Annotated in this window: 25 protein-coding genes and 1 pseudogene; 12 read left to right on the forward strand and 14 right to left on the reverse strand. The window is 58.5% G+C overall.

All coding sequences use genetic code 11. From position 1 onward, the window contains the following. Positions 1–231: 231 nt before the first annotated feature. Positions 232–375: a hypothetical protein gene (locus M1D34_RS28705; RefSeq protein ID WP_498784431.1), complete on the reverse strand. Its 144-nt coding sequence runs from the start codon at positions 373–375 to the stop codon at positions 232–234. Positions 376–543: 168 nt separating this feature from the next. Between M1D34_RS28705 and M1D34_RS28710 the strand changes: the two are divergent. Continuing rightward, a pseudogene (locus tag M1D34_RS28710) lies at positions 544–973 on the forward strand (LysR family transcriptional regulator); the annotation flags it as partial. 407 nt (positions 974–1,380) lie between these two features. Here the strand turns inward: M1D34_RS28710 and M1D34_RS28715 are convergent. Beyond that, entirely contained in the window at positions 1,381–1,965 is a 585-nt protein-coding gene (locus M1D34_RS28715) for a LabA-like NYN domain-containing protein (protein WP_498784433.1), read from the reverse strand. Positions 1,966–2,453: 488 nt separating this feature from the next. Here M1D34_RS28715 and M1D34_RS28720 point away from each other — a divergent pair, with 488 nt between their 5' ends. Then, on the forward strand, positions 2,454–2,693 hold the full coding sequence (locus tag M1D34_RS28720) for a helix-turn-helix domain-containing protein (RefSeq protein WP_498784435.1): 240 nt from the start codon (positions 2,454–2,456) through the stop codon (positions 2,691–2,693). Between the two features lie 114 nt (positions 2,694–2,807). On the opposite strand, the gene M1D34_RS28725 is transcribed toward M1D34_RS28720, so the two are convergent. Both M1D34_RS28725 and M1D34_RS28730 read right to left on the reverse strand, forming a co-directional pair. Beyond that, entirely contained in the window at positions 2,808–3,440 is a 633-nt protein-coding gene (locus M1D34_RS28725) for a hypothetical protein (protein WP_498784437.1), read from the reverse strand. 256 nt (positions 3,441–3,696) lie between these two features. Then, positions 3,697–4,152 carry a transposase gene (locus M1D34_RS28730; RefSeq protein WP_498784439.1) on the reverse strand — a complete coding sequence of 152 codons (456 nt, stop codon included), beginning with the start codon at positions 4,150–4,152 and terminating at the stop codon, positions 3,697–3,699. Between the two features lie 744 nt (positions 4,153–4,896). Between M1D34_RS28730 and M1D34_RS28735 the strand changes: the two genes are divergently transcribed. Then, positions 4,897–5,106, forward strand: a complete 210-nt coding sequence (locus M1D34_RS28735) for a hypothetical protein (protein ID WP_498784441.1) — start codon at positions 4,897–4,899, stop codon at positions 5,104–5,106. A gap of 144 nt (positions 5,107–5,250) precedes the next feature. Here M1D34_RS28735 and M1D34_RS28740 read toward each other — a convergent pair whose 3' ends face one another. Next, positions 5,251–5,853, reverse strand: a complete 603-nt coding sequence (locus M1D34_RS28740) for a hypothetical protein (RefSeq protein WP_498784443.1) — start codon at positions 5,851–5,853, stop codon at positions 5,251–5,253. Positions 5,854–6,096: 243 nt separating this feature from the next. Here M1D34_RS28740 and M1D34_RS28745 point away from each other — a divergent pair, with 243 nt between their 5' ends. Beyond that, positions 6,097–6,510: a Ros/MucR family transcriptional regulator gene (locus M1D34_RS28745; RefSeq protein WP_498784445.1), complete on the forward strand. Its 414-nt coding sequence runs from the start codon at positions 6,097–6,099 to the stop codon at positions 6,508–6,510. Positions 6,511–6,849: 339 nt separating this feature from the next. Beyond that, the gene (locus tag M1D34_RS28750) at positions 6,850–7,086 is read left to right on the forward strand and encodes a ferritin-like domain-containing protein (protein WP_498784447.1); all 237 of its coding nucleotides are present in this window, start codon (positions 6,850–6,852) and stop codon (positions 7,084–7,086) included. A gap of 229 nt (positions 7,087–7,315) precedes the next feature. Here the strand turns inward: M1D34_RS28750 and M1D34_RS28755 are convergent, their stop codons facing one another. From M1D34_RS28755 to M1D34_RS28770, 4 genes are all read right to left on the reverse strand, one after another. Then, complete coding sequence (locus tag M1D34_RS28755) at positions 7,316–8,317, reverse strand: ABC transporter substrate-binding protein (protein ID WP_498784449.1); 1,002 nt, start codon at positions 8,315–8,317, stop codon at positions 7,316–7,318. 201 nt (positions 8,318–8,518) lie between these two features. After that, positions 8,519–9,988: a betaine-aldehyde dehydrogenase gene (gene betB, locus M1D34_RS28760; protein WP_498784451.1), complete on the reverse strand. Its 1,470-nt coding sequence runs from the start codon at positions 9,986–9,988 to the stop codon at positions 8,519–8,521. Between the two features lie 18 nt (positions 9,989–10,006). Further along, a complete protein-coding gene (locus M1D34_RS28765) occupies positions 10,007–10,360 on the reverse strand; it encodes a Rieske (2Fe-2S) protein (protein ID WP_498784453.1) in 354 nt (117 codons plus the stop codon). A 12-nt stretch (positions 10,361–10,372) separates the two neighbouring features. Next, the gene (locus M1D34_RS28770) at positions 10,373–11,455 is read right to left on the reverse strand and encodes an amidohydrolase family protein (protein ID WP_498784455.1); all 1,083 of its coding nucleotides are present in this window, start codon (positions 11,453–11,455) and stop codon (positions 10,373–10,375) included. 573 nt (positions 11,456–12,028) lie between these two features. Here M1D34_RS28770 and M1D34_RS28775 point away from each other — a divergent pair. Continuing rightward, on the forward strand, positions 12,029–13,093 hold the full coding sequence (locus M1D34_RS28775) for an FAD-binding oxidoreductase (RefSeq protein ID WP_498784457.1): 1,065 nt from the start codon (positions 12,029–12,031) through the stop codon (positions 13,091–13,093). Positions 13,094–13,164: 71 nt separating this feature from the next. On the opposite strand, the gene M1D34_RS28780 is transcribed toward M1D34_RS28775, so the two are convergent. Then, positions 13,165–14,037 carry a LysR family transcriptional regulator gene (locus M1D34_RS28780; RefSeq protein ID WP_498784459.1) on the reverse strand — a complete coding sequence of 291 codons (873 nt, stop codon included), beginning with the start codon at positions 14,035–14,037 and terminating at the stop codon, positions 13,165–13,167. A 204-nt stretch (positions 14,038–14,241) separates the two neighbouring features. Between M1D34_RS28780 and M1D34_RS28785 the strand changes: the two genes are divergently transcribed. Next, positions 14,242–15,300, forward strand: a complete 1,059-nt coding sequence (locus M1D34_RS28785; RefSeq protein WP_498784461.1) for a YeiH family protein — start codon at positions 14,242–14,244, stop codon at positions 15,298–15,300. Positions 15,301–15,439: 139 nt separating this feature from the next. Here M1D34_RS28785 and M1D34_RS28790 read toward each other — a convergent pair whose 3' ends face one another. Continuing rightward, complete coding sequence (locus M1D34_RS28790; RefSeq protein ID WP_498784463.1) at positions 15,440–16,360, reverse strand: LysR family transcriptional regulator; 921 nt, start codon at positions 16,358–16,360, stop codon at positions 15,440–15,442. A 155-nt stretch (positions 16,361–16,515) separates the two neighbouring features. On the opposite strand from M1D34_RS28790, the gene wrbA reads away from it, so the two are divergent. Together wrbA and M1D34_RS28800 are read left to right on the forward strand one after the other, a co-directional pair. Next, a complete protein-coding gene (gene wrbA / locus M1D34_RS28795) occupies positions 16,516–17,154 on the forward strand; it encodes an NAD(P)H:quinone oxidoreductase (RefSeq protein WP_498784465.1) in 639 nt (212 codons plus the stop codon). Next, positions 17,151–18,338 (forward strand): MFS transporter, encoded by a 1,188-nt coding sequence (locus M1D34_RS28800; protein WP_498784467.1) that lies wholly within the window; start codon positions 17,151–17,153, stop codon positions 18,336–18,338. Before wrbA ends, M1D34_RS28800 begins: the two co-directional genes overlap by 4 nt. A 594-nt stretch (positions 18,339–18,932) precedes the next feature. Here the strand turns inward: M1D34_RS28800 and M1D34_RS28805 are convergent. Both M1D34_RS28805 and M1D34_RS28810 read right to left on the reverse strand, forming a co-directional pair. Next, positions 18,933–19,190: a hypothetical protein gene (locus M1D34_RS28805; RefSeq protein WP_498784469.1), complete on the reverse strand. Its 258-nt coding sequence runs from the start codon at positions 19,188–19,190 to the stop codon at positions 18,933–18,935. Positions 19,191–19,703: 513 nt separating this feature from the next. Next, positions 19,704–19,955: a hypothetical protein gene (locus M1D34_RS28810; RefSeq protein WP_498784471.1), complete on the reverse strand. Its 252-nt coding sequence runs from the start codon at positions 19,953–19,955 to the stop codon at positions 19,704–19,706. 314 nt (positions 19,956–20,269) lie between these two features. Between M1D34_RS28810 and M1D34_RS28815 the strand changes: the two genes are divergently transcribed. Both M1D34_RS28815 and M1D34_RS28820 read left to right on the forward strand, forming a co-directional pair. Further along, positions 20,270–20,467 (forward strand): hypothetical protein, encoded by a 198-nt coding sequence (locus tag M1D34_RS28815; RefSeq protein WP_498784473.1) that lies wholly within the window; start codon positions 20,270–20,272, stop codon positions 20,465–20,467. Positions 20,468–20,640: 173 nt separating this feature from the next. Beyond that, complete coding sequence (locus tag M1D34_RS28820) at positions 20,641–20,916, forward strand: hypothetical protein (protein WP_498784475.1); 276 nt, start codon at positions 20,641–20,643, stop codon at positions 20,914–20,916. A gap of 142 nt (positions 20,917–21,058) precedes the next feature. Here the strand turns inward: M1D34_RS28820 and M1D34_RS28825 are convergent, their stop codons facing one another. Continuing rightward, positions 21,059–21,202 (reverse strand): hypothetical protein, encoded by a 144-nt coding sequence (locus tag M1D34_RS28825; RefSeq protein WP_498784477.1) that lies wholly within the window; start codon positions 21,200–21,202, stop codon positions 21,059–21,061. A gap of 622 nt (positions 21,203–21,824) precedes the next feature. Between M1D34_RS28825 and M1D34_RS28830 the strand changes: the two genes are divergently transcribed. Next, complete coding sequence (locus M1D34_RS28830) at positions 21,825–24,170, forward strand: PBP1A family penicillin-binding protein (RefSeq protein WP_498784479.1); 2,346 nt, start codon at positions 21,825–21,827, stop codon at positions 24,168–24,170. Positions 24,171–24,404: the final 234 nt, after the last annotated feature.

The raw sequence follows: 24,404 nt of genomic DNA on the forward strand, positions 1-24,404 counted from the left end.
AATTGACAGACTCCGAAGCCCGCAGCCGCCATACATAATGCTGAGCGCCGCACAATACTTCAGCCCCGGGCCCGAGCGCGGGCCAGATCGGCACCGCCTCGACGCCCAAGACGACCATCAGCTTCTACAGCTTTCGCTGGAACTGCATGTACCCAGCTTCATCCCCTCGCGCCCGCAGGACATTTAAAAAAGCAGAAATATGATCGGCGCATCAAATGTGGAGGGCGCCACCTATCGAATACCTCTGTTAGCTTCTTGCGCGGCTCGCTCCGTCGCTTGATTAGGATCGAACCGTAATGCCTCTTTGCGATCGGCCGAATGCTCTTCACCTTCGATGCGATCAAGCCCATCTCGGAAGAGGTCGATTTCGATCATGGCTTCGCTGCCGGCCTCCGGTCCCGGCGAGAAGTGTGCGTCGTGAAGTTGGCATTGGATTGTTCCTGTGTATCCGATTTTTCTTGCGAAGCAGCAACGAGGCGGCTGACTTCGACAGCGAGATTGCCTTTCCCATTTAGATGAATCAAACGATATGATTTCAGTCATATGCTGATCTCAGTTGATCTCTCCCGCGTCGGTCTCAACCACCTCGTCCTGTTTGTGGCCGTGCTGGAAGAGCGCAATGTCGGGCGGGCGGCCGGGCGGCTTAACTTCCTCAGCCGTCAGCCATGGGCTCGGCCGGCTGCGGCGACTGCTCAATGATCCACTGTTTCTACGCACACCAAAAGGCGTCGTCCCGACCGACCGTGCAACGGATCTGACCGTGCCGATCGCAGACATTCTGGCTCGGGTAAGGAACGTGATCGCGACCGCTGAGCCGTTCGAGCCGGCAACCTCCACGCGCCGATTCACCATCGGTGCCCCGGACGGTGTTTCAGCTGTATTCCTGTTGCCGCTGCTCGCCGAGTTGCGGCCGGTCGCACCGGGCCTAGATATTGGTGTGCGTCAATTGATGCCCATGCAGGGGGAAACTGCACCCGTACGCGCCCGTGGCTTCGCCAAGCGGAAGCGCCACTTATGTTTTTGCGAAGACGTTCAGTTTCGACGATCGCTTCGGGCGGCTATACCGCCCAAAAAAGAGGCGCTGTCCGGGAGTCGTGACCTGGCTGCCCGTATCGAGCCTTCAGAGTGGGTCGAAAGAAGCCCGGATCGTTGAGATCCGGGCTTAATCAATGTTCAAACTGTATTCTGATGCAATATCAAGCGTCGACACCGCAATACTTCTTTCCCCCCGCCAATACAGAAAGTTCTAAGGGCAATTCAGGAAAGATGGGCCGCTGCAGCAAGGATATTATCCCAAAGTCGAAGAGAAACAATAAAAAATAATGGGTTTGTTGATTAATCATACTTTATATACGCTGCGCGGTCGCACGCTACACTGCGTCATGCCTCAAGTGTCGATACCGCGTGACCATTTTCGCCTCCGCCTGAGGCGTTTTCTGAATGCTCCCGACTTATCTCGCCCCGGAGCCTGTCCAGCTCGATAAAGTGATCGGCTTCGCGGCGCAGTGCGTCTGATATCATTGGCGGCTGCGTCACCAGGGTCGACACGACTGAGACCTTGCACCCCTTGCGTTGCAATGCCGCGACAAGATTCGTGAAGTTGCCATCGCCTGAGAAGATCACGAGATGATCGGCCGCCTTCGACATCTCGAGGGCGTCGATGGCCAACTCCACATCCATGTTGCCCTTGATCGTGCGACGTCCGAGCGAGTCCGTGAATTCTCGTACGGGTTTGGTCACCACCTGGTATCCGTTATAGTCGAGCCAGTCGATCAGCGGCCGGATTGTAGCCGTTTCCTGGTCCTCCACTAGCGCCGAATAGTAATTGGCACGGAGCAGATAGGCGCGCTTCCGAAAAGCTTGGAGCAGCTTGCGATAATCGATGTCGAAGCCGAGTGCCTTCGAGGCGGCAAAGAGATTGGCGCCGTCGATGAGGAGCGCGATCTTCTCCCGCTGATCGAACATGGCCGCTCTCTCCCTGGCGCGCTGGGCTCCGGACCGAAGCCAATCGGCTCGCGGGGCGGTACAGCCTCCCAAGGAGCATTATACGCGAAGTATGCACCACTTGCGCATAGTCCGTTCGGCGCATCCTTCTCCCGGATCTTCAAGGATGTGCCGTCGCAAAGACGTCGTGTGCATTACTGGCCACGCCGCGCGCCGACAACTGTCGAGGGAATTCTGCCAGGAGCCTTGACACCGCTTGCCATGGTCGGTCGCCCCGGTTTCTTTGTTGCGGCAGTTCAACTCGGATCATCATCAATGACGGTACAGCGGCGGCGCCTCATTGAGCGCCAACGAAGTTCTGTTGGGACCAGTGGTCCCTTGTAACGCCACTGTTTGGATCTATATTGCAGCGCAACATCAATGGCCCTGCCAGCCGGGATATCAATGGCTGCAGGCTCCCTTCAAGAGAAAAGGGCGCGCCCTTGGTGCATTATCGAAGGAGTCATTTCATGACAAATACTATGAGCAACCTAGACGTTGCCGCATGCCGAGGCCGCGTCGATATAGGTGGCGCTGTCAAGCAATCTCGCGAGGCGATGGGATACAGCGTCGAGGACCTCTCCATGACCTGTGGTCTCACCGCCGCCGAAATCACAAGGATCGAACTGGGTGCCGATGTCGACCCCGCCAGGCTCAGGCGCATCGCCGCTGCACTCCATGTGCCAACCTCCACGTTCCGCCTGGCTTAGCAATATGGGTTCGCGAGTCCATCGGACACCACTCCCGTCAGTAGTGCAAAGCCTCGAAACCCGGCAGGTCACACCGAGGTAGCGCCACCGGCGCGCTGCTATTGAACTCGCGCCTCAGCGGGTTTCATTCGCCAACGCAAGTGGTGCTACCTCGCCATTAGGCATATATCGTTCAAGCATCTTCTTCAGCCAAAAGTTCTGTGCTCGAAGCTGTTCAGCGAGCAACCTCTTGAGGCGCTTGTTGTCTGCGTCCAGTGCGGCAAGTTCGTCGAGGGAGATCGGGTCCCCGGTCTGCGCCTTTCGATCCTCGTGCTCAACATTCGAGTTGAGCGCGATCGTCTGGGCGGCGGCGCGGTTTCGAGGAGTGCCGGTTGATGTCGTCCGCGGCTGCGATGCCGGTTGGCTCTCCTCTACTTGCACAACCGTTTCGGCCGGATGCTCGGCCTGATGGTGTTTCGAGGTTCCGACCTCTGCGCCGTTGGGAGATGGTATCGCTGCTAATGCAAAGTCCACATCGTCCGCGCGTTCATTGACAGGCTCTGCATTGATCGGATCGACCGGCGCAGTTTCATCCGAGTCCGGCGTTCCAGCCGCTTCATTTGAATTGAACAGATGCGGCGTGGTCTCTTCCACTTCGCGGGCCAAAGCCTTGAGATCCGTGTCTCCCCAGATTGAGTTCGTCTGGGCTTTTGGCGGTCGTCGCCCGGACTTGAATTCAACAACGAATCTCCGTTGTGGCGTCTTCATCTACTTTCATCCCAAGCAAACGTGAAAAATGAACGCCGATTGGCGCCGCTGCATTCCTGCTGGCGCACCAATACAGCCGTTCCTCGCGCGCTTCAACTGCTCGCCAGCGTCGCAAGCGGGCGTGCCTTTCGCCCGAGAAGAGTCGGAAACAGCAGGGCGCTTCGTTGGTCGCGACAATGCCACCGGGAGAAAGATAAGATTCTGGCGTAACACGGAGAACGCCGAAGATAAGTTGCCCGAGCATTCCCGGTCCTGGTTAGTCCAGACCGAGCCTCTTGCGCAGTTCGGCATTTTCCGCTCTCAGCTTCTCCGCTAGTCGCTTGCGGAGCCTCTGGTTTTCCTCTTCGAGCTGGACAAGATCTGCCAACTCATCGCCGTCCGGTAGAGGGTTGGTGCTCTTGGTGTCCCTTTGTTTGACAGGCTTCGCAGCACCTTTCCAATGATAGTAGGTTTGCTCTGATATGCCTACGCTCTTGATCGCGTCCTTGAGGGTGTCGCCTTCGATGACTTGCGTCTCGATCAGCTTGAGCTTCTCGCTCTTTTCTTGCTCGGTATACCCCCTGCGTTTAGCGACCGGTCCCTTTGATTGAGCTGATTCGGGAGCCGCCTTCGGAGGCCGCGGCGACCTCTTCTTCTTAGCCGTTGGTGCTTTCACTTCTGCGTCCGTCGCTACAGCCGCAGCAACTGGTCCCGCATTACTCTCGTCAGCCATCAGCAATTCCCTCCTTTAGTCATCGCCTGTTTTCGGCTGAGTGCCCCGCAGAGTCAACACAACCATCAGGTCCTGCTTTACGGAGAGTTGATGTTGGCTTGTGCCTGGAACCTGACGATGACGGTTGAAGGCTCCCGGCCACCACCCGAAATAGAACGGCCCCCCGCTTACGACTACCCCCAAATGTAGACGATTGTGGCCACCCTACAGGTTGGCGCAGGTTCGGCGCGAGCGCGAACGGTTTCGCAGGATGATGCCGCTCGGGCACCGCCTCCTGGGTGATCACGCCCGCCTGTCACGGCCAGGCGGTCGTCATGCTACAATTTGCTTGGCCACCACTACTTATCACTTTCTACATACGCCGTTGGACGTGCAATATAAACAGCGCCTACGAAATCCTTCGAAAAGTAATACTTGAAAATAGACTCGACCGGAAAGACGTTCTCTGGTTCTATCCTGACGTACCGTTTCCGAATGCTTTTAGGGGCGTGCCAAATGGCTTACGATTGGGATGGAAAGCGCACACGTCGGCTTCAAATGCTCAGGTTCATGGGGGCTCTGGCTATACCTGCCCTGCTATTCGGGTCCGCCATGGCAGCTCTGGAGTGGACGGACGCGAATGGCCCCGCCTTAAGGGCGGCACACCTTCGATAAATTTCCAGCGAAGCTGCACCCGTTCAAATCAGACTAAAAACGCAGGGGCACAGATGGATTCCGTCGGATCGTGTGGCGGAGGGAGGGGAAATGATTAATTCAGCTCAGATCGCGAGCTTCGATCCAATTGGGCCTCATGAGTTGGAGATGATCGGAAAGGCCTTCCAAGCCGAGTTGCAAAGGCGAGCTTTGTCACGCAAGTCTAAAGAAGCCGAAGCGCTCGCCGCCAAGCTGATCAACGCTTATCAAACAGGGATCCGCGACGATCTGGGCTTGAGTATTGTCGCTGGGCTGTCCTGAGGCGCAGCGCCCGAGGCAGCGAATACGCGCCGAGCCGATTACTGGCTGCCTCAGCTGGCTCCCGCACCTATTCAATTGAGTGGCGGCGAGGATTTCGCCGCCAAGCAAAGATGGCGCAGTGCGCGTCAGGGAGCGCCGGCAAGCTCACGAAACTTCGAATCGCTCAAGCATCTTCTTAAGCTGGACGTTCTGCAGATGAAGCTTTTGGGCGAGTTGGGTCCTCAGTATTTTGATTTCTTTGTCGAGTACTGCCACTTCATCGAAAAAGTCACGTGACGACGAGGGTGGCACGCTTTGATGATGCTTTGGAGCTACAGCGCTCTGCGAAGCCACGTAGGCGTTGGCTCTCTTCCCACGTTCCCGACGCTTGATCCGCGGTTTGCCTTGCGGTTTTGTGCTTGCCTCGCTTTTCGGCACCAACGAATTCGCTTCAGCACCCGTATGGTCGGCTTCGTCACGCGCCGGTGTTTGAGCCGCTTCAGCATCGATCGGCGGTTTTAATGCGTGGGTGACATCGTCATCGCCTTTCGCCTCATCCGATGCGACCGCCCCTTGATCAACCGAGACGTCCTCCTCGTGAGGAGATGGGCTGGCAACCACCGTCCAATTGGGCGGAAGTGCGGACGTATGCTCCACTTCGCTCCCGAGAGCCTTGGGATCGGTGTCACTCCCAATCGAACTCTCTTGCGCATTCGCCGATGGTCGACGCGACGTCAGTCGGGCAAGGTATTTCCACGGTGCTTTCATAGTGTTCCAATCTTCAGGCAGATGGACTCGGCCTCCAGTGTCCTCGAGTTTCGGTGCACCAGCGGGTGCGGATCATGCGTCAGGATAGAAACCGAGGCAGACCCTGGCAATGCGAATGAGGTCGGCTGAAAAGGATACACCCCAGAAATCTGTCAGAATAACCGCCCAGCCGCCTTCCTTCCGGCCGAAATACCAGCACATTGATCAAACTGGGCTGAGCGACAGCAAGCAAAGGAGACGATATTGAACAAATCGGGTTCGATCAATGCGGAGCGGAAGCTGGAGCTGACAAGCCGGGTCGTCGCAGCCTATCTAAGCCGCAATGCGGTTTCTCCCGGCGATTTGCCGGATCTTATCCAGCAGATCTATTTCTCGCTGAGCGGCACATCTCCGCGACATCAGACTGAACCGGCCGTCGGAGAACAGCGCCCCGCCGTTCAGATCAAGAAGTCCGTAACAGTCGATTTCATCATCTGCCTGGAGGATGGTGAGAAGTTCAAGTCCCTGAGGCGCCACTTGATGGTAAAGTACGGCATCACTCCGGAGCAATACCGGGAAAAGTGGGGCCTCCCAGCTGACTACCCCATGATTGCTCCAAGCTATGCTCGACAACGCTCCGCGCTTGCGCGCGCGTCCGGGCTGGGCAGGAAACGGTAGAACCAGATCCAAAGCCGGCACCCTCTCGCAAGAAGATCGGCCTGACGTGTCGCTGAGTCTCGGAAAGAGCTGCCCCCGCCACCACGGGCGGGGCACGGCGGACGACGACATCGGATCCAGGCCGGAGACGTCAAGGGTGGTCAAGAGGTCAGCTTCGAGCACAAGTACATTCGCCAGTTTGGCGAAGAGCGGGCGCAAGTGAGCTGACGCACGTGCGCTTCAATCGCGAGAGGCTTGGCGACAGAGCGGTGAGCCGCCCCACGATCGCTTTTGACGCCGGCGTCAAGGGGCGGCCGAACCGGCTGTTCCGGCAAGGACTTCGTCCCCGTCGCAAACGACATGACCTTCCTACTTGGAGGAATGCTCTTCGAGGATGTTGGCGTCACGGCCTATGCTGTCGCTGCGCCGCTCGTTCAAAAGAAGGAGCACCTCGAGGCGGCAGCCGGCATCCTCGCGGTCGAAGCCTCTCACATGGGCAGGGCGCGCTCTCAGACGCTCGTGACGAGGTGGATGGTTCGGAAGAGATGGGCCAGGGAGTCCCCAAGTAAAAGGGCAGGCGAACTTCGTGCCGCGTGATCCTGTGGGGCGGGTTCCTGTAAGCAGGCGGCGCGCCGACTATTCGCGCGGATTTGTCGTGAAACCGTCTGTCGCTCACACTGCTACCGGTCACCTGTGAGACGTCGCTGCAAAGTGTTCCCCTCTGCACTGGAGAGAGGTATCGGGATCGGCGGTGCCGGCGAAGCCGGAATTAGAAACTGAAAAAAGCAATCCGCCGATGATCGCCGGCGGATCACAGACTTGCGAGCTACAGCGACGTTTTCACCTTCTCCGCTACGTCAGGAGAAAGCCACCTTGTCCAAATGTCCGGATTGTTCTCTAGGAAGTATCTTGCAGCATCCTCGCCCGTCGCCTGATTATCGGTCATCCAGGCTAGCAGGCTGTTCAGCGTTGCGTTGTCCCAGCGCCGCGCCTTGAGGTAATCCATCGCCGAACCGGCACGTTCGGCAAAGTTGCGGGTGACGAGCGTCTCCACCTTGTCGATGGGCCAAGCATTTACCTTGGGATCCTCGCAATCAGCCACAGTGTTGCAACGTTTCCATTCCGCAGCATCGTGTGGCGCGTCGAAATTCAGCTTGACCATCGGATATTTACCGAGCAACGACGTCGGTGACCAGTAATAGCCCAGCCAGCCGATTTTGCGTTCGTAGTTCTTGGCGATGGAACCGTCCAAACCCGCCGCCGAACCAGGATCGACCAGCACGAAGCCTTTCGCGTCGCCCTCGTAAGCCCTGTATAGCTGGCTGGTTGTGGTCGATGCGCCCCAACCCGACGGGCCATTGACGACTGCGCCTTTCGAACTGTCCTCCGGGGCGGGGAAAAGTTCCGGATGCTTCAGTGCGTCTGAAACCGTCTTGATCTCCGGATGGGCGTCGGCAATGTACTTCGGGATGTACCATCCCTGAATTCCGCCGTCGCTCAGCGCGTTTCCAGCCGATATCAACTTTCCTTCGGCAACGCCTCTCGAGACAATCTCAGGCAATGCATTGAGCCACGCCTCCGGCGCTATGTCTGGCTCTCCCTTTTCAACCATCGACGTCATTATCGAAACAGTGTCGCCAATGGATATTTCGGCCGAACACCCGTATCCGTTTTCGAGGATGATCTTGTCTATATTCGCCAGGACGTCTACCGATTGCCAATTCATGTTGGCGATAACGACATCCCCGCACTCCGCTGCAAAAGCTGCAGGTGAGAGGCTAACAAGACCAACGGCAATACAGCCGGACCTTAGGACTTTTCTGAACATTCTGATTCCCCTTGAACTGCGGCCTCTCCTGAATTCGACCGCACAGCGCGACCGCCATCGCTGTGGCCGTTAGCAAGAGCTCCGAAAGCCCGCCTTCCGCCGAACACCGCGCATATGCCCGGCGCGTATGCGTATTCATGAAACTCGGCAGATTGGTCTCAAGATTTCCGTGCCGACCCGCCGACTGTGCCACTTCTCGTGCTAGGTCTGCATGCTGACGAAGACGGATTTCAGCTGCGTATAGTGATCGACCGCCGCACGTCCGTTTTCGCGACCGATGCCTGATCGCTTAATCCCGCCGAACGCCATGCCGGCGGGAGTTAAGTTATACGCGTTGATCCACACTGTCCCGGCTTCCAGTTGCGCCGCCAAGCTGTGAGCGCGAACGAGATCTCGCGTGAAGATGCCTGCCGCCAACCCAAACTCCGTAGCGTTGGCCCTCGTCACGACATCTCTCTCGTCATCGAAGTCCAGGATGGACATAACCGGGCCGAAGACCTCTTCGCGCGCCAATGTCATCGAATCCGTAACTTTCGTGAAGACTACGGGCTCGTGCCAGGCATCCCCTGGTGGAAGCTTCCGAGGAGTCGTCATCCGACATGCTCCCTCGGCCTCGGCACGCGCGACATAGGCGGCGACCCGATTGCGATGGGCAGCGCTCACTAGCGGGCCGATGTCGGTTCTCTCGTCCAACGGGTTACCGATATTCAAAGCCTCGATCCGCTCCAGCAAGCGTGTAAGGAACGCTTCTCTTATGCCGTTCTGCAGGAACACGCGCGTTCCGTTGGAACAGATCTGGCCCGTCGAATAGAAGTTTCCGAGGATTGCGCCGCTGACGGCTGCCTCAATATCTGCATCGTCAAAAACGATCAGTGCGGACTTCCCTCCAAGCTCCATTGTCACGGGCCGAATGCCGGACATAGCGGCCGAGGCGACTCTTGCACCGGTTTCGACCGAACCCGTCAAAGACACTTTAGCGATTGCCGGGTGGGTCACGAGTTCGGCTCCGACGGCACCGGCACCTTGGACGACGTTGAAAGCGCCAGGGGGCACTCCCGCTTCAGTCAGAATTTCCGCGAGCCTGAGCGCAGATAATGGAGTGACCTCTAACGGCTTGAAAATCATTGCGTTCCCGCAGGCGAGAGCGGGGGCTGCCTTCCAGGCTGCAATCTGGATGGGATAGTTCCAGGCTCCGATCCCGAGACACACTCCGAGCGGCTCGCGCCGCGTGTAAAGCCAGTCTTCTCCGAACTGAATATGTTCTCCCGCAAGTGTTGCCGCGATTGCGCCGAAGTACTCTAGGCAATCGGCACCGCTGGCAGCGTCCGCGACCAGGGTTTCAGAAATTGGCTTGCCTGTATCGAGCGTTTCGAGAACCGAGAGTTCCCTGTTTCGCACCCGCAGGATCTCGGCGGCGCGGCGGAGGACGCGGCCGCGCTCGGCCGGCTCTTTCCGAGCCCATTCTTTCTGCGCCCGCTGCGCGGAACAAATGGCCTTCTCGAGGATGGCGGAAGTCGCGCCGTGTAACTTGGCAATGATCTGACCGTCTGCCGGATTGACGGAGAGGATCTCAGGACCGGTGCTATCCTCGATGAATGTGCCGTCGATGAAATGCGAAGCGATCGGCTGACAGAGCGGCGTCGCCCTGTCGCGAGTTTGATAACTGGACATAAGCGACGCCCTTTATCGCTATAGATGAACGAAGATGTCTTCGTTCTCGACGGAAACCGGAAACGTCCGGGCTTTCACACGCGGATCGACAAGGAACTCGCCCGTCCGGATATCAAATTCCCAGCCGTGCCAGGCGCAACGAACCAACTCGCCTGCCCGCTCATAAATGAACTCCGCCTTGTCCGTCTGCTTCGTGGTCCCGCAGACGGGACCCTGGCAAAGCGCTGCTCCCTTGTGAGGGCACACGTTCAGAAGCGCATGGTATGCGTTCTCAACTCTGAAGATGCCAAGTGACAAATTTCCGAATGTAATGATCTTGGCGGCATCGGCAGGAACCTCCGAGGCCTTGCATGCAAACTGCTTTGAAGCCATTTCCGGTTCCCCCTACTCTGCTGCGATGGCGGCCGGCCGGGGAATGCGTCGGTATACGTCGAGCGCATTGAGACCGAGCACTTTCTCGCGCCAGGCAGGCGGGATGTGCAGCTTGGTGACGTCGTCATAGTCCCAATGCGGATAATCGGACGCGAAGAGCAGTGTGTTTTCGCCGTCCATCGCCTCCAGGGTTGCCCAGAGGTGCTGAATATTCGCTGGCTGCTCGAGAGGTTGGGTAGACATGCGAATGTTCGATCTAAAATACTCCGAGGGTAACCGCTTCAACCAGGGTGTCTCCTTGCGCAAGGCCTTGTAGTTGGCGTCCAGCCTCCACAGCACCGACGGGACCCATGCCACCCCACACTCGATGATCACGACTTTGAGGCTCGGCCATTTCTCAAAAACGCCCTGAGCGATCAAGGAAGCCATATGTGTCATGGCGGACTGCGGGAGGATCGCGTGGGTTTCCCAGAAGAAGGTCGAAGGTCCCGCTCCGATGGGCGTCGAGTTCACCCCACCCTGACCACCAAGGTGCATGGCGAACGGCAGCCCCATTTCAGCACAAGCCTCGTAAATGGGATGATAGAATGGGTCGCCATAGGGGCGCTGGGCGCCATGGCTTACCAGAACCTGGACAATTCGAGGGTGCGAGCCGAGACGTCGAATTTCTTCGGCTGCCAGTTTCGGGTCCTGCGGTGCAACGATGATCGATCCCCAGAAACGGCTGTCCTTCGGGAGCCAATAGTCGATCATGTAATCGTTGTAAGCCCTACAGAGCGCACTGGCGTAATGGGGATTTGCTAAGGTAGAGGCCTCGATCGGCTCGTCGCCGGTCAGGATCGCCGCATCGATGTTGTACTTATCGAGGTGTTTCTCCTTCATGATCGCGTAGTTGTCGTCTTCCTCGACTGGGTTGACGTCGTGGCGCGAAAACCCCTCGGGATGAAACCACGGCCGATGACCGTGCGGAAATGCGCCGCGCGGACCTGTCTTTTCGCCACGAACAAACATGTCCTTGAAGAAGCCATCCATGTACGGCTCCAGGACGGTCGCGCTGCACCAGTAGTTATGGCAATCGCAATCGACGGTGAACAAGATATTTCTCCCTCCCCAAGTGGTCGACACTTCTATTTGCGTGAGTGACGCCGCAACATAAGACAGCAATTCTATCATTCGATAAACGCCACCAAACAAGAATTATTGATCGCAAACTCCGATCGAACAGAGCCGCGCATTCCGAAGGCAAGTCGCCTTGGCGGCACGCGTGGATACTGGGGGCAGACTGCTCGAGACAATCCTCAGAGTCCAAGGAGAGGCTGCGCGACGGCTTGACCGAGTTCGCCCCCCGTAATCCGGCGACGAGAATTGCCTCCCGACGGCAAGTCGCGGCTTTTGCAGAGCGCGACTGGAGTCCTCGCGCGTTTTTGTGCAAGGCGCTGCAAAGGCCCCTCGGTCGCCACAGTTGAGGCAAGACCTCACGATCGAGCCAAGCCGTTTCGGCATGGTGGCGTGATGATTTGAAACACCCGCAATGCCTGTCAGAAGATGGCAGCGGCCAGGGAATCACACCCAGATGATCGGATTTAACGATTGAAAAGGGAGATTTGCTCGCTCAATCCGCTCCGCGGAACTTGATATAGCTGTGGCACCAAGTCAGAGGTGCCCTTGATGCTTATGGAAACGAGCTTTCCCTTCTCCCTTTCCGCTGCCAACCAGCAACCATGCTACCGCGGCGGCCCGGCCACATTGGTGTGCAAGGCCGTGGTCGACGAGACGCATGATAGCAGGACGTTCGTGTTTGAAGATAGCCAGAGCCGGAGCTTCGATTTTAAACCGGGGCAATATGTCAGCTTCAAATTCAAGATCGACGGCAAACTCTGCCCCCGCGCCTATTCCATCTGCTCAACGCCCACCCGTCCTCACAATGTTCAGATTACCGTCAAGCGCGTCCCTGGCGGGCTCGTATCGAACTGGTTGAATGACCGGATGTGCCCCGGTATGTCCGTCGAAATTGCCGACATAAGCGGTCGCTTCAACTATTTTGACATTTCCTCCCGGAAACCGCTTTTCCTCTCCGGCGGGTCAGGCGTGACACCGGTCATGTCGATGCTGCAATATATCACCGACGTCGTCGATCAGACCGACGTTGAGTTCGTGCATTTCGCACGGACCCCGAAAGATATTATTTTCCGAGATCAGCTCGAATTCATTGCGAAGCGTTTTCGCAACATCAAAGTGCATCTGGTGGTGGGCGACCCCGGCGCGGAAGCTTGTTTCCATGGAAGAGTGGGAACGATAAGTGCCTCTTTGCTGCAGTCGCTTGTTCCTGACCTTTCACAACGCGAGATTTTCATGTGCGGACCGGAGGGATTCATGAAAGCCGCTCGGACCATAGCTGCGGAGGTGCCGATCGGAGCTCTGCACGAGGAGAGCTTCGGCGAGAAGATTTCAATTGAAGAACCGGATAGGTTAGGTGGCGAAGTTTACTTCTCACTCTCAGGCAGACACGGAACCTGCACGCCCGGCGAAACACTCCTGGAAGCGGCACTGAACGCCGGCATCTGGATTGAGAGCTCCTGCCACCAAGGCGTTTGTGGTAGCTGCAAGGTGAAATTGACGCAGGGCACCGTGGACATGCAGGATCTTGGCGGACTGTCGGCGTTCGAGAGGTCGGAAGGGTACGTGCTGGCCTGCTGCAGCCGCCCGATGGGCTCTGTATCCATAGATGCATGAGAAGGGACGTCTGCGGGATTGATCGAGGAGCCGGGACCGATCTTTTGGCAGATAATTTGTATAAGGCGCCCTTAGCGATCGAATTCTTGAAAATGGCGATCTGCAACGCTTTTGAGCGCGCGGATCGCCCGGTTCACCAACGGGTCGTGTTTGCGACGCCTCTGCGTCGCCACATAGACCGGCTGATGGATGTCGGGAGCGTCGTCGACGACCTTGGCCGAAACACCCGAACTTGCGAGATAGCTGAGCGCATGCTCCGGGAGGTAGGTCGTACCGCCGAAGCGTTTCATGATGCCGATGGCTAATTCCTCGTAGCCAACGGTCAGAGCCGGATGGGCGAGATGAGGCAGGAGCTCGGCATGCGCACGATCAATGTAGGCCGTGTAGGATGCGCGGATATAGCGGTCGGCGCTGACATCGCCGACGCTTTCGAATTCGGTGGATACCATCACCAGCCGCTGGGCACCTATTTCCTCGATGCTGAGATCAGGAAGGAACTTTGGAGCGAACACGACACCGATGTCGATCGCGCCGTTGGCCAGATCAGCGATGATCTGCGTCGAATAATCCGCCTCGAGGTGCAGCGCGAGGCGCTTGTTGGTCGCGTGCAGTTCCCCGATCCAGTCCAGGAAGAGGGTGCGCATTAAGCTGAACTGCCCCGAGACCCGCAGCGAGCCCTCGTAGCGCTCCAGACCTCCGATGTCCCGACGCGCATGCGCCCAACCAGCCTTTAGGGACCGCGCATGCTGCTCAAATCGAAGCCCGGACGGCGTCGGGATCGCTCCTGCCCGCCCACGCTGGAAGAGCTTCGCCCCGACAGCTTGCTCGAGCGCCTTGACGCGACCGCTGATGGTGGACTGCGTCGTTTCCAACCGCTCGGCGGTTCGATTGAAATTGCCGGTCTCGAGCAGGTCGAGGAATGTGTCGATGAGATCCAGGTTCATCTTTGATCGTCAGTCACGATTGATATCGTAGTTCTAAGCGCGTTTATCATATCAAAAAAATGTTGTCATCTCGGGTCGCAGCGGCTTTTGGCCGATACATTCCAGGAGAGAATATGTTCAGTAGCGGTTGTGACTACCGATATGACACGCTGCCGGCCCTTCGCCCAGCACGACGCCCTCTGTGGCCGAGCCGCGGACTGAACGATGGTTGATCGCACCGCACAGCCTGCCATGAGCACCGCGCCCCGGCCGAGTCGATCGTTGAGGACGTCTGTGGCGGAATACCTGCCCGGCTTTGCCGTGGCAGTGTTGATCGCAATCTCGGCGCAATTTCTTTCCGAGCACTATGGGGCTCCGGCGACGTTGATGGCGCTTCTGTTGGGCATGTCTCTCAGCTTTCTGTCGGAAAGCGGTACCAGGACCGCGCCGGGCATTCATCTGACGAGTCGGGTCGTGCTTCGTTTCGGCGTGGCATTGCTGGGCGCACGGGTGTCGTTGGAGGTGCTGGGTGATCTGGGGCTTAACCTGCTCTGTCTCGTCGTTGCCGCACTTGCTTGCACAATCTTGTTCGCGATTATCGTCGGCAAGATCTCCGGCATGGATTGGCGACTGTCACTTTTGATAGGTGGTGCCGTCGCAATCTGCGGAGCTTCGGCGGCCGTGGCTCTAAATGCGGTTCTTCCACCGCGACAGAACAGCGATAGAGAACTCGCGCTGACTATTGTGGCAATAACTCTACTGTCCACATCAGCGATGGTTCTCTATCCGGTGGTTGCGACCCAACTGCAGTTTGACTCCAGAGAGGCCGGCGTGTTCATCGGCGGAACGATCCATGATGTCGCCCAGGTCGTGGGCGCCGGTTTCGCGATGTCGGACGAGACCGGAGAGATCGCGACACTCGTCAAGATTGTTCGCGTGAGCTTGCTTGCGCCGACGATAATCGTCATGTCGGTCATGGTCACGGTGTTAGGAGCAGGCGCGGGTCAGGAGCCGCGAAAATTGGGTCAGCTGATACCCGGTTTCGTCCTGGGGTTCACATTCCTCGCAGCCCTCGCATCGATGGGATTTCTGCCGGCGGCAGCCGCAGACGTTGCTGCCGATCTTTCGCGTTGGATGCTTCTAACCGCGCTGGGAGCCGTCGGCTTGAAGACGTCCGTGAAGGAGTTCGCCAGCATCAGACCGTCACACGTCACGCTCGCCATGCTGGCAACAGGATTTCTTGCGGCCTTCATTGTGGTCGGCCTCCTCTGGCACAGAGGATAGCCGATCTAAGCCCCGTCATTCACCCTGCGCAATTGCTCCTTGGAGAGTCCCATGGGGGACTACCCAAGTCTCCCGACGGATTTCGGGCAACATTCTCCGCCGCCACGTTTGTCGGTAGCCGATCCTCAAAAGTTGGCATTCACGGCACCGTTCGGTGGCCGGCGATGCGCAGCAACGCGTCGCAAAACGCACGTGTGGCGGGGCCGAGATGCTCGTCGGTCCTATGCATCAGGTAGGCCTTTGCCAGCGTTTCGCCTTGCGGACCGAATTCTGCGGCGGGAACCCGCACGAGCCGGCCTTCCGCCAAATCGCGCTCGACCAGCCAGAGCGGCAGGTTTCCCCAGCCGATGCCCGCGAGGATGAGCGCATGCTTCGTCATGTTGTCGCCTACCCGCCATGTTCCAGGAGACAGAACGTTAAAGTCGCGACCCTGCGTAAGCGGAGATGGATCCTCCGCCACGACCTGCACATGGTCCGCCAGATCCGCCGCTGTGACCGGATCTCCCGCCGCAGCCAGGACAGCGAGCGGGTGGCTGGCGGCGACGACTGCAGCGCGGGGCACAAGAGCGAGCGCCTGCCGCTCTATGTGTGGATCGGGAAGATCGATCCCGCTGATGGCCAAAGCGCAACGGCGCTCCCGTAGCGCATGAACTGCTTCTCCGAGCGATGCCGTGAGTACCCGTATGGCAACCGAGGGATAGTCCCGGTGCATTTCCTCGAGTGCAGCACCTACGAGACCGGGCGGAAATTGCGGATCGAGCGCGATTGTCAGCCCAAGTTCGACTCCCTCGCCGAGCCCGCGAGCACGCGCACGCAGTGTGTCTGTCTTGAGAAGGATGGCGCGCGCGTCGCTCAGCAGCGACCGGCCTGCCGGCGTCAGTACCGGCCGGTGGCCGGAGCGATCCAAGAGACTCACTCCGAGCTCCGCCTCCAGATTGGCAATCGCATGACTGACTGCGGATTGAACCCGTGAAAGGCGCGCAGCGGCCGCGCGGAAGCTGCCGGTCTCCGCGATGGCGACGAAGATGCGCATTTGATCGAGTGTAAGGGCATCCAACATGATCTATTCCATAGATCGACTTGGCCAATTTTTTCACAATTACCCTGATCACTCTCTCATGTCATCTATCGACTCACTGATGCAACCGGTGCTGGCTGGCACGGCGGCAACCTCGTCGGTGTCCGGTCGCCCGCAACAAGGCAGGACGAAGACAGATGACCAAGATGCTCGTGCTCTACTATTCCTCATACGGTCACATCGAGGCGATGGCGAAAGCGGTCGCAGAAGGGGCCAAGCAGGCGGGCGCCACCGTGGCGCTCAAGCGCGTGCCGGAACTCGTGCCAGAGGCGGTCGCTCGGAGTTCAGGCTACCGGCTCGGCCAGGAATCGCCAATTGCAACTGTTGCGGAGCTTGCCGATTTTGATGCAATCGTCATCGGCACGCCGACCCGCTTCGGCAATATGGCGAGCCAGATGAAGAATTTTCTCGACCAGACCGGCGGCCTGTGGGCCGAAAACAAGCTGGTCGGCAAGGTTGGCAGCGTCTTCACGTCGACGGGTAGTCAACACGGAGGACAGGAGTCGACGATCCTCTCCACCCACATTGTCATGCTGCACCTCGGCATGGTGATTGTAGGCTTGCCGTACAGCTTCAAGGGCCAGATGCGTATGGACGAGATCACCGGCGGTTCGCCTTATGGCGCCTCGACTCTGGCCGAAGACGAAAACCACCGCGACCGCAGCCCGAGCGCCAATGAACTGGACGGCGCTCGGTTTCAGGGCAGACACGTCGCCGAGGTCGCATCTGCAATGGCGTTCGGTCGCAGGCACCTTCAGCCGGAGCTGGTCCGTTGATCGTCTCCCAATTCGCATCGGGTGGATCGGCATGGCCCCGGATTTTGCTCGTCGTGGGCGCCGGCGTGGTGTCTGCCTTCCAGGTAGGCAAGGCACCGGCCGCACTTGCTGCGGTACAGGAGGATCTGGCGCTCAGTCTCGCCGCGGCGTCGTGGCTCATCTCAGCTTTCGCCATTATCGGCGCTCTGATCGGTGCTCCGATCGGACTGGCTGTCGACCGCATCGGGCCCAGAACAATGGCTGTACTTGGACTTCTTCTGCAGGCAGTAGGTTCCTCCCTAGGCGCGCTATCTGTGGGCTTTGCCGCGCTGCTCGCGACCAGGATTATGGAAGGCCTCGGCTTTCTTTGCCTTGTCGTCGCGGCCCCCGCCCTAGTCGCCGTAGCTGCGCCGATTCAGATCCGCGACCGGGCGATGGCACTGTGGGCCAGCTTCATGCCGGTGGGCTTAACAGTGATCATGCTCGCCGCGCCGCTGCTAAGCATCATCACCTGGCGCGGGTTCTGGTTCTTAAATGCCGCGATCCTCATCGGTTACGCGCTGCTTCTCAGATGGGGCCTGCACCTGCCAGTCGCCCATCCGCGACCGGACCGCAAGATCCGTCAGGATATCTGCGAAGCCCTTGTTTCACCCGGGCCTTGGGTGCTGGGAGGTTTGTTCGCGGCTTTCTCGGCCGCTTTCTTTGCCGTGTTCGGTTTTCTGCCGTCGCTCCTTTCTCAACGCCTTGGGGTCAGCAATGAGGCGGCGAGCATGTTGAGCGCGCTGGCGATAGCGGCGAGCGGCATCGGCAACCTCGTGTGCGGACAGTTGCTCGCCCGCGGCTTCCTGCCGGCGCGCCTGCTGCATTTCAGCTTCGGCATCATGGCCCTTTGCGGGATTGGCATCTTCACCCACGCCCTATGGGCTGTTGCTGCCTATGCGCTCTGTGTCGTCTTCTCCTTCGCCGGTGGGCTGATCCCCGTCGTCATTTTTGATAGCGCGCCGCGACAAGCCCCGCGCCCGGAACTCGTCGGCGTGACCATCGGCTTCGCCATGCAAGGCAACAACCTCGGCTTCGTCATCGGCCCTGCCGCCGCCGGCGGCCTTTCCGGCGCATTCGGCTGGCCGATCGTCTCATTGGCTGTCGTGGCGATTGCCGTTGTGGCAGCGCTGCTCGTGCTCTGCTTCAATGACAGACCATCATGAAATCCGCACGGCGAAAGGGCGTCGATGTAAACTCTCGTCTATTTCGATGGTCTGAAGCCTGCGGAATGCTCGAGAAGATCGTCGTCACCTTCATTACCGAGCTGACAGTGCTCCAGAGGGCTCGATTGTAAAGCTTCGTCCATTTGCCCATTCCGCGGCAGCAATGGCAGAGCCTAACAACAACACGGGCAAAGCCAGTGCGGCAAGAAACCTAAGCACTTGAAGACGGCGGCGGCGCCTTCCCTCCCAATCGTGACCCATCTTCTTCTCCCAGCTCGCGTTTGGTGCATCCGAGAGCAGTCCGTCAGACAGCGAACCAGAGAAGCGTCGACCGGTCGAGTCTTTTCTACGGCCCAACGCCAGGGATGTAATAGCCAAGCGCAAGGCGGCCGCTAGAGCGCCGCCCAGAAGTGAGTGCCTCCTCATCGGAACCATCCTCCCGGTTACCGTTCGTGCTTTTGAAGAAGCCGCGTTGGTCAAGCATTTACGCAGCTGCCTTTCTGCTGCCGAGGGTTCACATTCGCAATTCCCCAGCCGAACCGACTTGGAAGGTCAGTTGCGGGCGAGCCGTCGAGCGACGACTCGCTTTGGTATCTACTGCTGTGCGCCCCCCGACGGCGCTGCCTCGCCGCCTGACGGCGCCTGTGTTTCCTGTCCCCCTGAAGGTGCCTGCGGCGCTTCAACGTTCGGTACATTTACATCGACGTCGGTATTACCACCGCCACCGCCGTCGAACAGATCGCCACCGAACAGGAACAAGGCTCCGACAATTAGCAGAACCACGATTACCGCGACGGCCCACCCACCGCCGCTGCCCCCGGTGTTGACTACTGTTGGTCCTCTATCAGCCATTTAGAGTTCTCCTTTGGGTTCTTTCCTCCAAACCATCACAGCAGAATTAAGTTCCAGCGTGAGAAATAAGAGTAAGTCAAGGCCGATGACAGTTCTCATGAGAAAATTGGGCAATGGATCTAGCGCAAGAAGGGCCGCCCATAAACCGGTTTAATAGGTTCCTGGCAGAACTCTCCTCTCGAGATCTTTCGATGTGGCCTTTGACAGTAACCTAGTTAACCACATTCGACTCTCTCACAGGAATACTATAACAACTGCAAGGAAATAGCGCCGCCATTCTAAACCGGAACTTAGTTTGCGACCAACGTCCGTTGCATAGCCAAAGGTCAGGACAGGTGAAGGAGCTGCCCACGCTTCGGCGTGGGCAGCTAATCTATCGATGGCGCGGCATAAAATTGATAGGTCATTGCAACTGGTAGAGCGCAGTTTAAGGGCGTCAGCAACCGCGATCCAGGGACCAAAGTCCGCTTCGGTCGCGCCATAAGTCCGGGCATTCGACCGGTCTGCGCCAAGCTAGTACCGATAGTACCCGCCGCGTTTGCACTTGATCTCTTCCTTGTACTCGTCGTCGTCCCATTTGCGCTCGATCTTGCAGCGGCCACGGCGGTATTCTTCCTTGAAGGCCCTTCGCTCATAGCGAGGCCCGTCGTAGTAGCCGCCCCCGCGCCAGCTGCCGCTTTCGTCTTTCCAGGGATCGGCAGAGGCCATACCAGTCATACCCGTGAGCGCGACGCCAATGGCAGTTGCCAAGGTTACGATCTTCATAGTCCTGCTCCTACTCACATCGGAATCTAACGTTCCTGCGGTGCCTTGGTTTTCCCGGGAGAGGGTTTTCCCACCTGGCAGCCGAGGACAGATCGGACCTTAGTCTGGCTCGTTGACAGCAATGGTCTGAAGCAGGCGGCCGCGCGAAACCTTTGATGCATATTGGAGTTTTCACCTCGAGCGGCCTCCTCGTCGGCCGCTCGCGTGAGTGATGGCCTCAGAGCTGCATGATTGTCCCTTCAACGCAGCCCTGAGGCTCCACCGCCTTACAGCGCACCGGCGTACGGGAACCGACGCCCGAAAGGACTTGATTGATGCGCGACAGAGACGACTACGGGCTGCCGGAACAAGGAGCATCCACCGGCCTACCCCTGAGCATTATGCTTTTATCGATTTTGACGATTGCCGTTTACCTGATTGTCGGAGGCACGTTCTTAGACAATGCGAGACGCGATGTCGCAGTTTACGTTCCGACCGCCGCCGCTTCTGGCCAGAACAACGTCTCCGAATAGCCCGTTCGCCGCAAGGCTCAGCCGATTTTTATGAGCAGCACGCGCCCAACAGCCGAAGATGCCGTGGGCGACACCAGCGACAAAGCCAGACACAGGAACTCGTATAGAGAAAGCTATATCCCATAACATTAGCAATCGCTGTATTATACAGCTAGCCAAGGGAGGGCGCGCGGATGGACAAACCTCGGGACGAACTGCCTCTCAGCGAAGGAGACAGACGCGAGTTTCTAAAAGCTTGCGGCCGATTCGCGGCCGTCACGCCGCCTGCCGTGACAATGTTGCTTTCAACCAGCCTCACCTCCAATGCCATCGCAGCGTCGGGCAGCGGCTCGAGTGGCGGCAAGGGCGGTAAGGGCGGGAATAGTACAAAGGGCGGCAAAGGCGGAAATAGTACCAAGGGTGGAAAGGGCGGAAACAACCTAAAAGGGAAAGCCAAACCGGGTAAATGAAATGCGCGCCCTGGCACACAGCCTCTCTTCTTCGGCTCGTCTGCAATCGGGACCCACAGTAGCCGGCGACACGTGCTCTCTCGAGGAGGACCGGACTCCTAGCGCCGGGATACTGGGTCCAGGAACGGAGGATGGAATGCAATCAGTTCGAAGTGAGGCCCCCCTCGGTCCGGCAGATGTCGATTTGCTCCAGCGGGTCTTCGATATCGCTCGCGAGCGCCTCGATATTCGGCAGGGGAGCGAAGACGCTGAGGCACTTGCTGCGCGCCTTCTTGCGCTGTTCCAATCCGGAATTCATACGGAGAACGAGCTGCTGGCCATGGCGGCAGCCGAAGAAAGATGAAGTCCGAGAGCTACCCAAAGGGACTATGGGGCTTGCTCTGGGACCTTCCGCGGGGTCAGTCGGTAGCGGCGGCTACCGCTGCTGGCCACCGCGAACCCTCATGCGAACGTCCCCCGGTCGCGCCGATCGGCGGCGTTGATCTCTGAACTCAGCCAGTCGTTTAGGCGGGTCGACAAATATCACCAGCAAAAACTCAGCAGCCATCAGCACATAGGCCGGAATTCCGGTCTTCGCACTCGCCACAAACGCGATCCAGACCGCGATTGCGATGTAGACGCCAATCGTGAAGGGGCTCGTTATAATGCGCCAAACGACCGTGGCTGCCCGATCTCTCCATCGTTTACGAGAAAGCACAGTCGAACACTCCGAAAGGTCCATTTGAATGGATGAATAGCCATTGTTCCCTCAGTTAGTTAGTATGTACCCCGCTTAGCACTCCCGCAACGGGTGTAGGACCTTTGCAAGCTTTTTGACGGACTAAGGTCCTATGAACCACACCAAAGGCTAATTCTTGGAGAACCTACCAAGTTGCTCCACATTCTGAACGGGTCTTTGACGGTCACCGATGCCACGCTCTTCCAAATCCACGTCTCGAAGTACCAATGGCTCCGATAAAGGTGGCAAGCCCGAAGCAACCGGGGACTTCGTTGATGACCACGGTGAAGCACAGGAATCCGTCTCGGGGTCCGGAGAATGCTCCCATGCATTCATCCAAGCTGACCAGCCGCAACACCCCCCCAGACCGTTCGAGCAGAGCAGACAGGCAGCGCACAATCTACTGCAGGCCCTGCGCCATGATTTGCATGCAATCTCCTTCTCGACGAAGGTTAGTGCCAAGGCGGCCGTTTCCTCTTTAAGGACAAAGTTCAACAAATCGAGCCGGCAGGCTGGTTCACCGAACATTAACACTATCAGCCAATGGTCTGCGACTGCTCTGGCCAATACAGGACGAGGTGTTCGTCATCTTATAAGGCCTCTGAAGTTCAGCCGATACGCATGGCAAAATACCAGCGGGTGGAAAGTCACAGCCGGATTGACCTTCGTGACCTGCATCATGCTTGCTGGAGCTGTATCGGTATGGGCGCTGAAGGACGTGCCCTGGAGCGAGATTCGCAACGGAACCCTGAAACCCGTCGTCGTGCTCGAAACAGCGGACGGGGGTCCGTTGGTAAGACAGGGGCCCTATCAAGGGCCCTACGCACAATATAACCAATTCCCGCCACATCTCATCGATGCCGTCCTGTCAATTGAGGATCGGCGGTTCATGGATCATTTCGGCATCGATGTCCGAGGCATCGGAAGGGCGCTCGTGCGAAACTTCGAAGCTGGTTCGGTGGTAGAGGGCGGCAGCACGATCACCCAGCAGCTAATCAAGCTGCAATACCTCGACAGCGACCGCACAATAAAACGAAAAATACAGGAGCTCGTTATCGCCCTTTGGCTGGAGTGGAAACTCGGCAAAAAGGAAATCCTGACGCGCTATCTCAACAGCGCCTATCTCGGCGCCGGCGCTACCGGCATGCCTGCTGCCGCGCGGGTCTACTTCAACAAGGATATTGGCGCGCTCAACCTGCAAGAATCGGCGATGCTGGCGGGCTTGCTGCGGGCCCCCAGCCAGTGGAATCCGATCGACAATTTCGAAGGCGCCCGGCAACGCACCTCCGTCGTCCTCGACACGATGGTGGCCAATGGCAAGATCACCGCCCCCGACGCAGAGCACGTCAAGGCGAGCTTTGCCACGCTAACCCCGACGATGCCGACGCCACGCTCCGGAAGCTGGTTTGCCGATTGGATCTCGCCACAGGCGAGTGAAATCGCCGGTCCCTCGCCGGGTTCGACCACGGTTCGCACGACGCTCGTCCCGCGCCTGCAACAGATCGCTGAAAGGGTGGTAAGAAATGCCTTGGATACCGAAGGAAAGGCTGTCGGCGCATCCCAGGCCGCGTTGGTTGCGATGACGCCGGATGGAGCGGTCGTTGCCATGGTCGGCGGCCGCGACTACAAGCAAAGTCAGTTTAACCGTGCGGTCACGGCAATGCGGCAACCTGGTTCCACCTTCAAGCTGTTCGTCTACTACGCAGCGCTGAAGGCCGGGTTCACCTTATCCGACCAGGTCCTTGATGCGCCGATCGACGTCAATGGTTGGTCGCCGGAGAATTCTAGCGGCCGCTATCGCGGATGGGTTTCCATTGCCGAGGCCTTCGCCAGGTCGCTGAATGCACCGACAGTGGCGCTTGCCCAGGAAGTCGGGCTCGACAATGTGATCGCAGCAGCGCGCGAGCTTGGAATCGATGCGCCGCTCGCTAATACCCCGTCTCTGGCCCTCGGCACTTCGGAAGTAAACTTACTTGAACTCACGAGCGCCTATGCGTCGGTCCGCTTCGGCAAGGCACCCATCGAGCCTTGGGGCATTATCGATTTTCAGGCGGCCGGGCAGCCGAAGGCCTTTCGGATTGGCGCACAAACCACGCCAACCATCGATCTTTCGGCCTATCAGTCCGATCTTCTTGGCCTTCTGCAGTTAGCGGTCGAGCGCGGAACTGGACGTGAAGCCGATCCGGGCGCATTCGCCGCCGGCAAGACCGGCACCAGCCAAAACAATCGCGACGCCTGGTTTGTCGGCTTCACGGAGCCACTCGTCGCCGGTGTGTGGGTAGGCAATGACGACGACACGCCGATGAAGGGGGTCACTGGTGGCGACCTGCCAGCGCATATTTGGCGGAACTTCATGCGGGAGGCTGTGTCCGCGCTTGCGGCAAATCGTGTGGGGCCGGAGGGCACGATTGTAGACAGCGAAGGCGCACCGCGGGCCTGCAACGTTACGGCTTGCTCCCGCAGCTATCGTTCCTTCCGGCCCTCGGACTGCAGCTATCAGCCCTATTCCGGCGGGCGGCGACTGTGCGAAAAGTAATGCTTGTCTGGATAAAAGGTCCAAAAAGTCCTGCCGCAGGACGCTGGTCCTGTCGGTCAAGTATGCGATGCTAGACGGAACATCCCCTGATACGCTGCGCCGAACGCTCAGTCATAGGCGCCAAACGCCTCAGATGGCTGCACTCGGTCTCCTTGCAGAGGCCAAATGGGTCCGTCAGCACCCTTGGGGAGTTGAGGGCGCGCTTGCCTCTCAATGAACAGAAACTCAGCCGTC

It is taken from the genome of Ensifer sp. D2-11 (genome assembly GCF_054161295.1).

Bases quoted from the DNA above. Each gene is read 5' to 3' on its own strand.
- M1D34_RS28705 (WP_498784431.1), bottom strand. From the start codon at position 375: ATGATCGAAATCGACCTCTTCCGAGATGGGCTTGATCGCATCGAAGGT.
- M1D34_RS28715 (WP_498784433.1), bottom strand. From the start codon at position 1,965: ATGTTCGATCAGCGGGAGAAGATCGCGCTCCTCATCGACGGCGCCAAT.
- M1D34_RS28720 (WP_498784435.1), top strand. From the start codon at position 2,454: ATGACAAATACTATGAGCAACCTAGACGTTGCCGCATGCCGAGGCCGC.
- M1D34_RS28725 (WP_498784437.1), bottom strand. From the start codon at position 3,440: ATGAAGACGCCACAACGGAGATTCGTTGTTGAATTCAAGTCCGGGCGA.
- M1D34_RS28730 (WP_498784439.1), bottom strand. From the start codon at position 4,152: ATGGCTGACGAGAGTAATGCGGGACCAGTTGCTGCGGCTGTAGCGACG.
- M1D34_RS28735 (WP_498784441.1), top strand. From the start codon at position 4,897: ATGATTAATTCAGCTCAGATCGCGAGCTTCGATCCAATTGGGCCTCAT.
- M1D34_RS28740 (WP_498784443.1), bottom strand. From the start codon at position 5,853: ATGAAAGCACCGTGGAAATACCTTGCCCGACTGACGTCGCGTCGACCA.
- M1D34_RS28750 (WP_498784447.1), top strand. From the start codon at position 6,850: ATGACCTTCCTACTTGGAGGAATGCTCTTCGAGGATGTTGGCGTCACG.
- M1D34_RS28755 (WP_498784449.1), bottom strand. From the start codon at position 8,317: ATGTTCAGAAAAGTCCTAAGGTCCGGCTGTATTGCCGTTGGTCTTGTT.
- betB (WP_498784451.1), bottom strand. From the start codon at position 9,988: ATGTCCAGTTATCAAACTCGCGACAGGGCGACGCCGCTCTGTCAGCCG.
- M1D34_RS28765 (WP_498784453.1), bottom strand. From the start codon at position 10,360: ATGGCTTCAAAGCAGTTTGCATGCAAGGCCTCGGAGGTTCCTGCCGAT.
- M1D34_RS28775 (WP_498784457.1), top strand. From the start codon at position 12,029: ATGCTTATGGAAACGAGCTTTCCCTTCTCCCTTTCCGCTGCCAACCAG.
- M1D34_RS28780 (WP_498784459.1), bottom strand. From the start codon at position 14,037: ATGAACCTGGATCTCATCGACACATTCCTCGACCTGCTCGAGACCGGC.
- M1D34_RS28785 (WP_498784461.1), top strand. From the start codon at position 14,242: ATGGTTGATCGCACCGCACAGCCTGCCATGAGCACCGCGCCCCGGCCG.
- M1D34_RS28790 (WP_498784463.1), bottom strand. From the start codon at position 16,360: ATGTTGGATGCCCTTACACTCGATCAAATGCGCATCTTCGTCGCCATC.
- wrbA (WP_498784465.1), top strand. From the start codon at position 16,516: ATGACCAAGATGCTCGTGCTCTACTATTCCTCATACGGTCACATCGAG.
- M1D34_RS28805 (WP_498784469.1), bottom strand. From the start codon at position 19,190: ATGGCTGATAGAGGACCAACAGTAGTCAACACCGGGGGCAGCGGCGGT.
- M1D34_RS28810 (WP_498784471.1), bottom strand. From the start codon at position 19,955: ATGAAGATCGTAACCTTGGCAACTGCCATTGGCGTCGCGCTCACGGGT.
- M1D34_RS28815 (WP_498784473.1), top strand. From the start codon at position 20,270: ATGCGCGACAGAGACGACTACGGGCTGCCGGAACAAGGAGCATCCACC.
- M1D34_RS28820 (WP_498784475.1), top strand. From the start codon at position 20,641: ATGGACAAACCTCGGGACGAACTGCCTCTCAGCGAAGGAGACAGACGC.
- M1D34_RS28830 (WP_498784479.1), top strand. From the start codon at position 21,825: ATGCCACGCTCTTCCAAATCCACGTCTCGAAGTACCAATGGCTCCGAT.